This window comes from Agrobacterium sp. SORGH_AS_0745, assembly GCF_030818995.1.
GTDB lineage: Bacteria > Pseudomonadota > Alphaproteobacteria > Rhizobiales > Rhizobiaceae > Agrobacterium > Agrobacterium tumefaciens.
Genome location: NZ_JAUTBI010000003.1, coordinates 2,229,111 through 2,241,375 on the forward strand (window position 1 = coordinate 2,229,111; position 12,265 = coordinate 2,241,375).

The window sequence follows — 12,265 nt, forward strand, 5'->3', positions numbered from 1 at the left end:
AACCCATAAGAGCGACATCAATACAAAATTAACACCTATAAATTAGCATTTCCGAAAATAAGAATAAAGGCATCTGACTTTGGTGCCTGAAGAAACGGGGGTGCTTTATGCGTAATGGAGTGCATTTCCTTCGTGATCGATCCGGCTCGTCCGCTGTCGAGTTCGCCATCGTCGCGCCGATTTTCTTTCTCGTCCTGCTGACCATGATTGCCTACGGTATCTACCTGATGGCCGCCTATTCTGTGCAGCAGATCGCCGCCGACGCGGCAAGGACGGCTGTTGCCGGACTGAATACGACCGAGCGCCAGCAGTTGGCCCGTGATTTCGTCACCAAAAGTGACCTCAGCTACGCCTTCATGGACAAGACGCGTTTCACGGTCAATGTCGCCACCGATCCCGCCAATGCCAACCAGTTCACGGTCAAGGTGGAATATGACGCCCGTGATCTGCCGATCTGGAGCCTCTACAGCTACACCCTGCCCGAGCCGGTCATCCGGCGTTTTTCCACAATCCGGATCGGAGGAGCATGACATGCAAAATATCTCTTCTTTGCTTCCCCGTTTCCTGAAGGATCGCACAGGCAACATCGCCATCTCGGCCGGGCTTACCGCACCGCTTTTCATCGGCATATTGGCGCTTGGCGTCGATTATGGCTATCTGACCCTGCAGAAGCGGCAATTGCAGCAGACCGCCGATCTTGCGGCCATATCAGCGGCGGCCAATGCCGCTGATCCCGAAAAGGCGGTCCAGCAATATTTCGCCCTCAACGGCATGAATCTCGGGGTCAAGACACCGAATGGCCTCTTGACCGTGGACGGTCTTCAACCTTTCGACCCCTTGAACGAATTTGCCAAGAGCAACGGTTATGCCGAAGTCGTCAAAGGTCACTATGAGCCGGACGCGACCCTGCCTATCGGCCAGCGTTTCGTCGAAAATGCACTTCCCACCAATGCGATGAAAGTGAATATCGTCGAAAAGGGCCAGATATTCTTTGCCTCCGCCTTCACCACGCCGCCCAAGATTTCCGCGGCCGGAACGGCCTCATCCCAAAAGATCGCGGCATTTTCGGTGGGCTCGCGACTGGCGAGCCTCGATGAAGGCGTTTTGAACAGCCTGCTCGGCGGCCTGCTCGGCACCACGGTCTCGCTCAAGGTTATGGATTACCAGGCGCTTGTGGCTGCTGATGTCAACGCGCTGCATGTCGTCGAAGCGCTGGCTGTCGATCTCAACCTGACAGCCGGCACCTACAAGGATGTCCTGAAGACGGAAATCACCTACGGCAAATTCCTGGACGCGCTGACGAAGACCACCGGCCTGCAGCCGGCTGTGGCCAACATTCTGAAGACGCTGGCAAAAACCGCTAACAAGAGCAACATCAAGCTCAAGCTTGAAGAAATCCTCAATCTCGGCCCGTTCTCGGACAAGCTGATCGGTAGCGGCGAAAACCTCAAGGTCACCGCAGGCGTCTTCGATCTTCTCAACGCCGCCGCCGTGGCAGGCAATGGCGGCAACCAGCTGGCGCTCAACCTCAACGCCAATCTCCTCGGTCTCGCCTCGGTCAAGACGACGCTCGCCATCGGTGAGCCACCCGTCGAAACGCCGTCGCTTGCCGTCGGCGGCCAGGGCACCGTGGTGCGCACCGCACAAACCCGGCTGGCGGTCAGTGTCGTGGTTGACGGGCTTCAGGCGATTGCCGGTCTGAAGGTCAATATTCCGCTCTATGTGGAAGTCGCCCATGCCGAAGCGCGGCTCGCCGACATTCGCTGCACGGGCGGCGGACAGGGTACGGTCGATGTCGAAGTCGTTCCCGGCGTCGCAGAAATCGCGCTTGGCAATGTCGATACCACGGCCTTTGCCAATTTCGGCAAGGATCCGCGCGTCACCAAGACGGCGATCGTGGATTCGGCCCTGCTCGCCATCAATGGCAGCGCCCTCATCAATGCCACGAACATGACGAAGACCAAGCTGACCTTTACCCAGTCGGATATCACCCAGGCCAAGATCAAGAGTGTTTCCACGAAGGATACCGTTACCACTCTTGTCAGTTCACTGCTGAAGAACCTCAATCTGGATATCAGGCTTCTCTTCCTTAATATCGATCTGGGAGGTCTGGCGGGCATCCAGTCAGCGCTTGCCAACACGCTCGCGGCAGTCACGGCGCCCGTGGATCAGCTGCTCTACAACGTGCTGCTGGTACTCGGCGTCAAGATCGGCGAAGCCGATGTGCGCGTCACCGACGTTCGCTGCCAGCAGCCGGCACTCGTCCAGTAATCAGGCCGACAACCATAAAAAAAGCCGCCGGCAGTATCCGGCGGCTTTTTTGTTTGATCTGCCTCTGTCAGGCAGTAGCAATTGCCAGACGCTTCTCGTCCCGGCCGCTCTTCATGCGCTCGGACAGAAGGAAAGCCAGCTCCAGTGCCTGATCGGCGTTGAGACGCGGATCGCAATGGGTGTGGTAACGATCCGACAGCGAATCCGCCGTCACGGCGCGGGCGCCGCCGGTGCACTCGGTCACGTCCTTGCCGGTCATCTCGATGTGGATGCCGCCCGGATGTGTGCCTTCGGCGCGGTGGATCTGGAAGAAGCTTTCGACTTCCGACAGGATGCGCTCGAACGGACGCGTCTTGTAGTGGTTGAGCGTGATGGTGTTGCCATGCATCGGATCGCACGACCAGACGACCTTGCGGCCCTCTTTCTCCACGGCACGGATGAGCTTCGGCAGGCTGTCCGCCACCTTGTCGTGGCCGAAACGGCAGATCAGCGTCAGACGGCCGGCCTCGTTTGCCGGGTTCAGCGCGTCGATCAGCTCGATCAGATTATCAGGCGTCAGCGACGGTCCGCACTTCAGGCCAATCGGGTTCTTGATGCCGCGGAAATATTCCACATGCGCATGGTCGAGCTGACGCGTGCGGTCGCCGATCCAGATCATGTGGCCCGACGTGGCATACCAGTCACCGGAGGTCGAATCGACGCGGGTCAGCGCCTCTTCGTAACCGAGCAGCAGAGCCTCGTGGCTGGTGAAGAAATCGGTTTCGCGCAGGCTAGGATTGTTTTCTGCGCTGATGCCGATTGCCTGCATGAAGTTCATGGTCTCGGAAATCCGGTCAGCCAGCTTGCGGTAACGATCCGCCTGCGGGCTGTCCTTGATGAAGCCGAGCATCCACTGGTGAACGTTTTCAAGGTTGGCGTAGCCGCCCATTGCGAAAGCGCGCAGCAGGTTAAGCGTCGCCGCCGACTGGCGGTACGCGTCGAGCTGACGCTCGGGGTTCGGCACGCGCGAGGTCTCATTGAACTCGATGCCGTTGATGATGTCGCCGCGGTAGGACGGCAGCGTCACGCCATCGAGCACTTCCACGTTCGAAGAGCGGGGCTTGGCGAACTGACCGGCAATACGACCGACCTTTACCACCGGCAGCTGCGCACCATAGGTCAGGACGACAGCCATCTGCAGGAAAGCGCGGAAGAAGTCGCGGATATTATCCGCGCCATGCTCGAGGAAGCTTTCGGCGCAATCGCCACCCTGCAACAGAAAGGCGTTGCCGTCTGCCACATTGGCAAGCTGCTTTTTCAGGCGGCGGGCTTCACCGGCAAAAACGAGCGGCGGATAGGTCGCAAGCGTGGCTTCCGTCGCCGCAAGCGCTGCCGCGTCAGGATATTCGGGAACCTGCTGGATCGGTTTCTGCCGCCAACTGCCGGGTGTCCAATTCTGTGCCATGTCCTTACCCTTTTCTCGCCCGCGCATTTGTGCACGACCGCCTCGAAAAATTGAGCGGCTTATAGCTCCAAGCACAGGCTTTGCATAGCCGATGTCAGGGCCATCGGGCCCATTCCGCCCGTTTTGGGCGTTTAACGTGCATAAAAGTCAATTCAAACGATTTAATAAACCCGCCACCACCCGGAAAACAACGGTTTTCAAGTGGTGGCGAGCAAGGCGGAGACGTGATCAGGTCGCGCAAGCGACGGCGTTACACGCGCTCGCCGTTCACCACGCGGTAGCTTGGCGAATACATCGTCACCAGTTCCTCGGCCGCTGTCGGATGAACCGCCATGGTGCGATCGAAATCGTCCTTGGTGCATCCGGCCTTCAGCGTGATGCCGAGGAGCTGCGCCATTTCGCCCGCCTCGTGGCCGAGAATATGCGCGCCGACGACCCTACGGTCGGCGGCATTGACGATCAGCTTCATGATCGTCTTTTCCTGACGCCCGGACAGCGTTGCCTTCATCGGACGGAACTGCGCGCGATAGACTTCCAGCTCCGGGTATTTCTTGCCCGCTTCCTCTTCAGAAAGTCCAACCGTGCCGATTTCCGGCTGCGAGAACACCGCAGTGGCAATAAGCTCGTGGTCCCCCGGCTTGGTCGGGTTGTTCTTGTACTCGGTTTCGATGAAGCACATGGCCTCGTGGATCGCCACCGGCGTCAGCTGTACCCGGTCGGTGACGTCGCCCAGTGCGAAGATACTGGGAACGTTCGTGCGCGAATACTCATCGACGATGATCGCGCCGCGCGCATCCACCTTCACACCGGCATTTTCAAGGCCTAGACCATGCGTATTCGGATCGCGACCGAGCGCCAGCATCACCAGGCCGACATGCAGCGAGTTGCCCTGCTTCGTGCGTGCCACAAAGCCGCCCGCACCGTCCTTGCTCACTTCCTGAATGACGTCTTCAAGAATGATGCGAATGCCCTTGGCTTCCATCGCTTCATGAAGGCCCTTGCGCATATCGTGATCGAAGCGCGAAAGGATTTCCTTGCCGCGATAGATCAGCGTCGTTTCGACACCGAGTCCGTGGAAGATATTGGCGAATTCCACGGCGATGTAACCACCGCCAGCGATCAGGATCGATTTCGGCAGTTCTTCCAGGTCGAAAGCCTCGTTGGAGGAGATCGTCAGCTCGTGGCCGGGCAGCGCCTTGTGTTCGTTCGGCGTACCGCCAACGGCAATCACGATACGCTCGGCCGTGAAGGTCTCACCAGTCTTCGTCAGCTTCACGGTATGCGCATCGACAAGCTCTGCACGGCTGTCGAAAATATCGGCCTTGGCGTTATCCAGACCCTTGCGGTACAGCCCTTCGAGACGGGTGATTTCCCTGTCTTTCGCTTCGATCAGTTTTTTCCAGTCGAAACGACGCTCGCCAACGCTCCAGCCGAAACCTTCGGCATCCTCGAAATGCTCAGGAAATTGCGAGGCATAAACGAACAGCTTCTTCGGCACGCAACCACGGATGACGCAGGTTCCGCCGTAACGGTATTCCTCGGCAATTCCCACACGCTTGCCGAGTGAGGCGGCAACGCGGGCGCTGCGCACCCCGCCCGAGCCGCCACCGATAACGAAAAGATCGTAGTCATAAGCTGTCATAGTCAAAACCCCTGATCAAAACCACGTGCCATCGGCCTCAAGGCGGGCTGTGGCGTATTCATGGCACATATAGGTGCTGCGACGCACAAATGAAAAGCCCGACCTTGCGGCCGGGCTTTGAATATTTCTGAACGTGAGCTTTGGGACCCGACGCTTTATCTATTTCACTCAGGGCTTGTGAGCCGGTGCGCCACCGGTGTTGCCCTGATCGGCCGGAAGCGGCTTCAGATCAGCGCCGGCCACCTTCTGCAATTCGGTCATGCTGGAGGTGTTCAGATCGCGGTTGATGCCCGCGGCCCAGATGTCGGCAGCCTTCATCAGTTCGCGCGTGGCGATAGGGCCGTCCTTCAGAAGCTTCTTGCCGGCTTCGCTGCTGTAGAAGGTGGAGATGGCGTTCAGCTCTTCGACGGAGAAGGCGCGCGCGTAGGTGAGTGCTGCCTCGCGTTCCAGATCGGCGCGGCGCGGCGCAAGCTCAAGTGCCTTGGCGTCGACAGTCGCGGTGATCACGTCCTGCACATTCGGCGATGCCTGAATGAGTTCGGCCTTCAGACGTTCCGCCAGACCCGGCAGGATATCGTCGAAACGGTCAGTAACGCCAAGAGAGGCGATCGCCTGCCGTGCGGCAGCGATATGCGCTTCCGAAATTTCCTGAGCGCGTGCGGCAGTACCGAACACGATGCCGGAAATGAGGATCGAAGCAGCGGCAGCTTTGCCCAGTCCCGCTAGTTTGATCATGAAAATCTCGCTCCTGTTATACTGCCTGCATCACGCGGGCGCCTTCAGGACCCGCAATGATGGCAAGCGATGCCAAATTTATGAAAAGTCCGTGCTCGACAACACCGGGGATAGTGTTCAGCTCGCGTGCAAGCGCTTCTGCATCAGGAATACGGCCAAAAGATGCGTCGAGAATGAGGTGTCCACCATCCGTCATGAAGGCGCCGTCGCCCGACGAACGCATCGTCAGGTTGCCCGAGAGGCCGGACCGCGCCGCCAGTTTCTCGATGGCTATCTGTGTCGCCACCTGACCGAACGGATTGATTTCGATGGGAAGCGGAAAAGCGCCAAGCGTCTCCACAACCTTGCTCTGGTCGGCGATGACGATCATGCGGGCGGATGCCGCCGCCACGATCTTTTCGCGCAGAAGCGCACCGCCACCACCCTTGACGAGTCGCAGGCCGTGATCCACTTCGTCCGCGCCATCGATGGTAAGGTCCAGTTCCGGCAATTCATCGAGGGATTTCAGCGGCACACCAAGCTCCACGCAAAGGCGCGCGGTACGCTCGGATGTCGGCACGCCTTCGACCTTCAGGCCTGCAGCAACCTTTTCCGCCAGAAGCCTGACGAATTCCTCAGCTGTAGAGCCCGTGCCGATACCAAGTCGCATCCCGTCTTGCACATGGGACAATGCGGCCTCGGCGGCCTTGATCTTCATCTGGCGGGCATCCATGTGCCTGAAACTCCGGTAGCTTTGTCGTCGCCGTGCTGTTTACACGGGTCGAAAGCCAAACGAAAGCATTTTTGCAGGCAACGAACAGAACGTTGTGGTGCGGTTGCAAAGACAAAGCCGTTTGCCTAGGCTTGGCCACAATGAACGCATCGATATCATCGCCAAAAGCATTCTCTCAAGAGGCCAGTTCCCGTGACATCCCGCCCGCTCTCCCCGCTCGCCATCTTCGACCTCGATGGTACGCTCGTCGACACCGCCGCCGATCTCGTTTCCAGCCTCAACCACACCATCGCCGCAGCCGGTCTTGCCCCCGTTACCTATGACGACCTGACGCATCTCGTCGGCCAGGGCGCGCGCGTGATGATCAAGCGGGCCTTCGCGCTGCGTCAGGTAGAATTGCCGGAAGCCGAACTGGAGCCGCTGTACGAGCGTTTCATTGACCATTATCGCGAGGAAATGCCCGGCGACAGCCGCCCCTACCCCGGCATCGTCAGCGTACTGGATGCGCTTTCGTCAGCTGGCATCACGCTCGCGGTCTGCACCAACAAGACCGAAATCCTTGCGATTCCACTGCTCGAAAAACTGGATCTCACCAGATATTTCGCCGCCATCACCTGTGGCGACACCTTCCCCTTCCGCAAGCCTGATGCGCGCCATATTCTCGGCACCATCGAAAAGGCTGGCGGCGACCCGCAGCGCTCGGTCATGGTGGGTGACAGCATCAACGACATTCTCGCCGCCAAAAATGCGGCCGTCCCATCAATCGGCGTCACCTTCGGTTATTCGGATGTGCCGATGGCCGAACTCGAACCAGATGTCGTGATAGATGATTTTGCAACGCTAACGCCAGATCTAGTGGGAAGGCTGCTGACAGAACGCAACGCCGCTGCATAAATCGGAACACTCTCAGGCTCGCCATGGTCGATCGCAATTTCCTTTTCCCTCGCACCGCCGTCGGCATTGTCGCCGTCGGCGATTCTGGCGAGGCCCTGCTTTTGAGGGCAATGCTGGAAAGCCTAGGCGCATCGGTAAGGCTTTATCTCCCCGGCACGCCGGAAGACATTCTGGTCTGCCTGAAACAGCCCGATAACCCGCCGCCCTACCTCATCATCAGCGGTCATGGCGATGAAAACGGCCTAGTCGTCGGCGAGTGCGACCCGGAGATAACCCGAACAGAACTGAAAGACGGCAGCATGCACGCCGACATTCTTTCTGGTAACATCGACCTGCGGGACACAGTGGTGTTCAGCACCGCCTGCTGCACGGGTTCGCAGGGTTTCGCCAAAGTATTCATCGAAGGTCGAGCACACGCCTACATAGCCTCACACGGCTATCCCGATGGTGCGGCAACGCCGCTTTTCGTTCATCTATTCTTTTACCAACTCCTCATCCGCAAATCATCGCTGGAAGATGCGCTGTTGAGCGCAAACATGCTCGACGGCGATGGCGAACTGGCATTCACGCTTTTTACGGCATCGTCGCTACGATAGTAACTGGCAGTCGCAGAAACAAAAAAAGCGCCGTTTCCGGCGCTTTCTTTTTCTCAATGAGATTTCTATCAAATCGACGCGGCCCGCGCCTTCGTCGTTACCGCAAACGCCTTCTGGACGTAGCTGTCACGGTCGTAGACGTCGTCGAAGAACTGCACCTTGCCGGCCTTGTCCGGCCAGGCGGTAAAATAGGCCACGTAGACCGGTATCTTCACCGGCACCTGCACGGCGCGGTTCTTGCCCGCTGCAATCTGCTCGTTGACCTTGTCGACGCTGGTGCCAAGAACAGCGGCCGCCATGCGGCGCGGGTCGACCAGACGGATACAGCCGTGGCTCAGCGCCCGCATATCGCGGTTGAAGAAGCTCTTGGCAGGCGTATCATGCATGTAAATGGCATGCGCATTCGGGAACAGGATTTTCAGGTCGCCCAGCGCATTGTCGCTGCTTGGCGGCTGACGCACCGAAATGGCGTTGGTGGAGCCGAACCAGTTGACGCTGGTGGAAGAAACCGCACGGCCACCCACCTGTACCTCATAACCCAGACGGTCGAGATAGGACGGATCGCGGCGCAGCTTCGGCAGCATCTCGTTGACGATGATCGACTGCGGAACGCCCCAATAGGGGTTGAATTCGACGGTCTGGATTTCGTCCTGGAAGAAGTAGGTCTGGTTGGCCTTGGAGCCGACTACCACCTTCATGCCGAACTGTTCCTGTCCGTCATTGTGGTAATAGGCCATGAAGGCGGGCTGGTTGATCAAGACGTAGCGCTGGCCGAGATCGGCCGGCAGCCAGCGGATCTGCTCCATCGCCACCTGCACCTTGGCAATCCGGGCGTCGTTGCTTTCGCCGACCATGGCACGCACGGTCGCGCGGCCGATGACGCCGTCGGCCTTCAGGCCGTTTTCGCTCTGGAATGCCTTCACCAGATCAACGAGATCAGGCGTATAACCCGGCGTCTGCTGGTAGCCGGAAATGATCGCCGCATGTTCCGCCTTGAAGGCAGGCGAAGCGCGATGTTCGATTGCCTTGACGACGCTCGCCATGTCGCCGCTGCTGTTGCCGGGTTTCAGCACCAGATCGGCGGGAACCTTGACCGTGTTGGCCGCATCACCCTCGCTGCGCAACCGGGCCAGTTCGGCCTTCAGCGCCAGATATTCGGCGTTCGAAGGTTCACGGCTGCGCAGATAGGCTGCGATATCGGGGCTGAGGCCTGCAAGCTTCAGCACGGGCGCAAGGTTCACCGTCTTGCGCTTGAAATCGTGGTAACCGGACAGCCGGTTCGGATCGACACGGCCACGCGTCGTATCCTGCACATAGGCCAGAACCTTGGCGGAAAGCGCAAGCTCGAACTGCATCTGCGCGCGCTGATAGGCGTCGGAGGTCGATGCGGAAGCCACTTCCACCGGCGTGCCGGATGCGTTCGCGCCTGCGCTGATGCTGGCGGTTACGTCCTTTGCGGGTACTGAAATGCTGTAATCGGCCGGATCGAGGCCGCTTTCGCCAACAGTCTCCAAAAACGCCATGACGGCGTTCGCGCGGGCAGTCAGCTCGCCTTCCGAAACCCAGAGCGCCTTGCCGCCGGCACCGTAATAGGCTTCCAGAGCCTTGCCAATTTCGGGGGTGGCGCTGAACTTCACATTGGCAAGACCATCGCCGAAATTGGCGGTGTTCACAGCGCGTGCGGTATCGGCCTTGTAATCGTAATAACGTGGACCGGAAACACGCGGCAGAGGCTCGGGATCGGATGCATCGGCGCTCGGTCCGACCGTCGGCGGCGAGGTGACGATACCGGCTGGCGGCATTTCACCGCGATCGCGCGCAACCTTGCCAGGCCCGCCACGCAAAAGGTCCATCAGCGTTACCGCGCCGGCGCTGCCGGGAAGAGCGGTGGAAACGGAAAGACCGAGAGCCAGCACCAGCGCTGCCGATGTTTTTCCAGATGTGACTTGCAATTTGATCCTCGTAGCACCCAGCGCCGCCAACGAAGACGGAGCATCCAGTTTCATGCTTGTCTAGCCGATAGACGGCCCGTTGAAAAGAAAACGCCGAAGTCCAGAACGCACCCGAAATGAACCTCATATTACGGCCAAAACCGTAAAAACGTAATTTCCAGAATTGGCGAGAATGGTTAAATTTCTATTTATTTCATTCACTTTGCGGTGGTTGGCCAAGCCGTTCCAAGCCGATGAAACCCCGGTTTTCCGGGCTTTTATCGACGTAGTAAAAATGACACGCCAAGGTCTTTTTCTTAACCGGGCAGGATGAGCGCCAAAATCGCCCTGTCCCAAGGGAAATATCTGCCAGGCATGCCTCGCAACGCTTTCATTGCCAGCGCGATGATTCTATATATCGGCGCGCGCAAGGCGGGCGAAGTGCCGTTTTGGCGGAGGAAAACGAGTAAAAAGGCAAGATTGATGACAGCCACACGGACGGAAACCGATACATTTGGACCCATTGAAGTTCAGGCCGATCGCTATTGGGGCGCGCAGGCGCAGCGCTCGCTCGGCAACTTCAAGATCGGCTGGGAAAAGCAGCCCGCCTCTGTCGTTCGCGCCGCTCGGCATCGTCAAGCAGGCCGCCGCCCGTGCGAACATGGCGCTTGCAGGCCTCGACCCCAAGGTAGGCGACGCCATCATCGCAGCTGCACAGGAAGTCATCGACGGCAAGCTGACCGAGCATTTCCCGCTGGTCGTCTGGCAGACCGGCTCCGGCACGCAATCCAACATGAATGCCAATGAGGTGATTTCCAACCGCGCAATCGAGATGCTCGGCGGCGAAATGGGCACCAAGAAGCCGGTTCACCCCAACGACCACGTCAATATGAGCCAGTCCTCGAACGACACCTATCCGACGGCGATGCACATCGCCTGCGTGGAAGAAATCGTTCACCACCTGCTGCCGGCCCTCAAGCACCTGCACACGGCGCTGGAAGCCAAGGTCAAGCAGTTCGAAAAGATCATCAAGATCGGCCGCACCCACACGCAGGATGCCACGCCGCTGACGCTCGGCCAGGAGTTTTCCGGTTATGCCGCGCAGGTCGCCTCGGCGATTGCCAATATCGAACTCACCCTGCCTGCACTTTCCAAGCTTGCCCAGGGCGGCACGGCGGTCGGCACGGGCCTGAACGCCCCCGTCGGTTTCGCTGAAAAGGTTGCCGAAGAGATTTCCAAGATCACCGGCCTGCCGTTCGTGACGGCGCCGAACAAGTTCGAAGCGCTTGCCTCGCACGATTCCATGGTGTTCTCGCATGGCGCGATCAATGCCGCAGCAGCAGCCCTGTTCAAGATCGCCAACGACATCCGCTTCCTCGGCTCCGGCCCGCGCGCCGGTCTTGGCGAATTGTCGCTGCCGGAAAACGAACCCGGCTCATCGATCATGCCGGGCAAGGTCAACCCGACGCAGTCGGAAGCGCTGACGCAGGTTTGCGCCCACATCTTCGGCAACAATGCAGCGCTCTCCTTCGCAGGCTCGCAGGGGCACTTCGAACTGAACGTCTATAATCCGATGATGGCCTACAATTTCCTGCAGTCGGTCCAGCTTCTGGGCGATGCCGCCGTCTCCTTCACCGACAACTGCGTCGTCGGCATCGAAGCCCGCGAAGACAACATCAGGAAGGGCGTCGAGAACTCGCTGATGCTCGTCACGGCTCTCAACAGCAAGCTCGGCTACGACATCTGCGCCAAGATCGCCAAGACCGCGCACAAGAACGGCACGACACTGCGCGACGAGGCCGTCGGCGGCGGATACCTCACGAACGAGGAATTCGACCAGTATGTGCGCCCGGAAAACATGATCGGCCCGAAGTAAGCCGGTCGGGATTATCGCTGACATAGAGAACGGGCCTTCGGGCCCGTTTTTTGTTTGTTCGATTGACGGATGAGCGATGAGACCGTGGTGTAGGGCCAAAGCATCGGGATGTCCCGGTACTGACCACTCTTGGTGTTTTTAAATCGCCCCCGTAAGCTGTTCTT

9 protein-coding genes and 1 pseudogene are annotated in these 12,265 nt (G+C 59.0%); 5 read left to right on the forward strand and 5 right to left on the reverse strand.

Annotated elements, in window-relative coordinates:
* Positions 1 to 107: 107 nt before the first annotated feature.
* Entirely contained in the window at positions 108 to 530 is a 423-nt protein-coding gene (locus QE432_RS20645; protein WP_003515401.1) for a TadE/TadG family type IV pilus assembly protein, read from the forward strand.
* A gap of 1 nt (position 531) precedes the next feature.
* Complete coding sequence (locus tag QE432_RS20650; RefSeq protein ID WP_306625488.1) at positions 532 to 2,271, forward strand: TadG family pilus assembly protein; 1,740 nt, start codon at positions 532 to 534, stop codon at positions 2,269 to 2,271.
* A 67-nt stretch (positions 2,272 to 2,338) separates the two neighbouring features.
* On the opposite strand, the gene QE432_RS20655 is transcribed toward QE432_RS20650, so the two are convergent.
* The 4 genes from QE432_RS20655 to rpiA form a co-directional block, all read right to left on the reverse strand.
* Complete coding sequence (locus QE432_RS20655; protein WP_003515403.1) at positions 2,339 to 3,715, reverse strand: class II 3-deoxy-7-phosphoheptulonate synthase; 1,377 nt, start codon at positions 3,713 to 3,715, stop codon at positions 2,339 to 2,341.
* A 250-nt stretch (positions 3,716 to 3,965) separates the two neighbouring features.
* Positions 3,966 to 5,357 carry a glutathione-disulfide reductase gene (gor, locus tag QE432_RS20660; RefSeq protein WP_306625490.1) on the reverse strand — a complete coding sequence of 464 codons (1,392 nt, stop codon included), beginning with the start codon at positions 5,355 to 5,357 and terminating at the stop codon, positions 3,966 to 3,968.
* Positions 5,358 to 5,525: 168 nt separating this feature from the next.
* The gene (locus QE432_RS20665; RefSeq protein ID WP_003515410.1) at positions 5,526 to 6,092 is read right to left on the reverse strand and encodes a DUF2059 domain-containing protein; all 567 of its coding nucleotides are present in this window, start codon (positions 6,090 to 6,092) and stop codon (positions 5,526 to 5,528) included.
* Positions 6,093 to 6,108: 16 nt separating this feature from the next.
* Positions 6,109 to 6,804, reverse strand: a complete 696-nt coding sequence (rpiA, locus tag QE432_RS20670) for a ribose-5-phosphate isomerase RpiA (RefSeq protein ID WP_115063108.1) — start codon at positions 6,802 to 6,804, stop codon at positions 6,109 to 6,111.
* A gap of 192 nt (positions 6,805 to 6,996) precedes the next feature.
* Between rpiA and QE432_RS20675 the strand changes: the two genes are divergently transcribed.
* Together QE432_RS20675 and QE432_RS20680 are read left to right on the forward strand one after the other, a co-directional pair.
* On the forward strand, positions 6,997 to 7,698 hold the full coding sequence (locus tag QE432_RS20675; RefSeq protein ID WP_111799635.1) for an HAD family hydrolase: 702 nt from the start codon (positions 6,997 to 6,999) through the stop codon (positions 7,696 to 7,698).
* Positions 7,699 to 7,721: 23 nt separating this feature from the next.
* Positions 7,722 to 8,294: a hypothetical protein gene (locus QE432_RS20680; protein WP_306625493.1), complete on the forward strand. Its 573-nt coding sequence runs from the start codon at positions 7,722 to 7,724 to the stop codon at positions 8,292 to 8,294.
* 68 nt (positions 8,295 to 8,362) lie between these two features.
* Here the strand turns inward: QE432_RS20680 and QE432_RS20685 are convergent, their stop codons facing one another.
* Positions 8,363 to 10,210, reverse strand: coding sequence for a L,D-transpeptidase family protein (locus QE432_RS20685; RefSeq protein WP_065702479.1), 1,848 nt, complete (start codon positions 10,208 to 10,210; stop codon positions 8,363 to 8,365).
* 498 nt (positions 10,211 to 10,708) lie between these two features.
* Here QE432_RS20685 and fumC point away from each other — a divergent pair.
* Positions 10,709 to 12,101 (forward strand): annotated as a pseudogene (fumC, locus tag QE432_RS20690) (class II fumarate hydratase).
* Positions 12,102 to 12,265 lie beyond the last annotated feature (164 nt).

Coding starts and splice junctions, on each gene's coding strand:
- QE432_RS20645 (WP_003515401.1), top strand. CDS start 108: ATGCGTAATGGAGTGCATTTCCTTCGTGATCGATCCGGCTCGTCCGCT.
- gor (WP_306625490.1), bottom strand. CDS start 5,357: ATGACAGCTTATGACTACGATCTTTTCGTTATCGGTGGCGGCTCGGGC.
- QE432_RS20650 (WP_306625488.1), top strand. CDS start 532: ATGCAAAATATCTCTTCTTTGCTTCCCCGTTTCCTGAAGGATCGCACA.
- QE432_RS20680 (WP_306625493.1), top strand. CDS start 7,722: ATGGTCGATCGCAATTTCCTTTTCCCTCGCACCGCCGTCGGCATTGTC.
- rpiA (WP_115063108.1), bottom strand. CDS start 6,804: ATGGATGCCCGCCAGATGAAGATCAAGGCCGCCGAGGCCGCATTGTCC.
- QE432_RS20655 (WP_003515403.1), bottom strand. CDS start 3,715: ATGGCACAGAATTGGACACCCGGCAGTTGGCGGCAGAAACCGATCCAG.
- QE432_RS20665 (WP_003515410.1), bottom strand. CDS start 6,092: ATGATCAAACTAGCGGGACTGGGCAAAGCTGCCGCTGCTTCGATCCTC.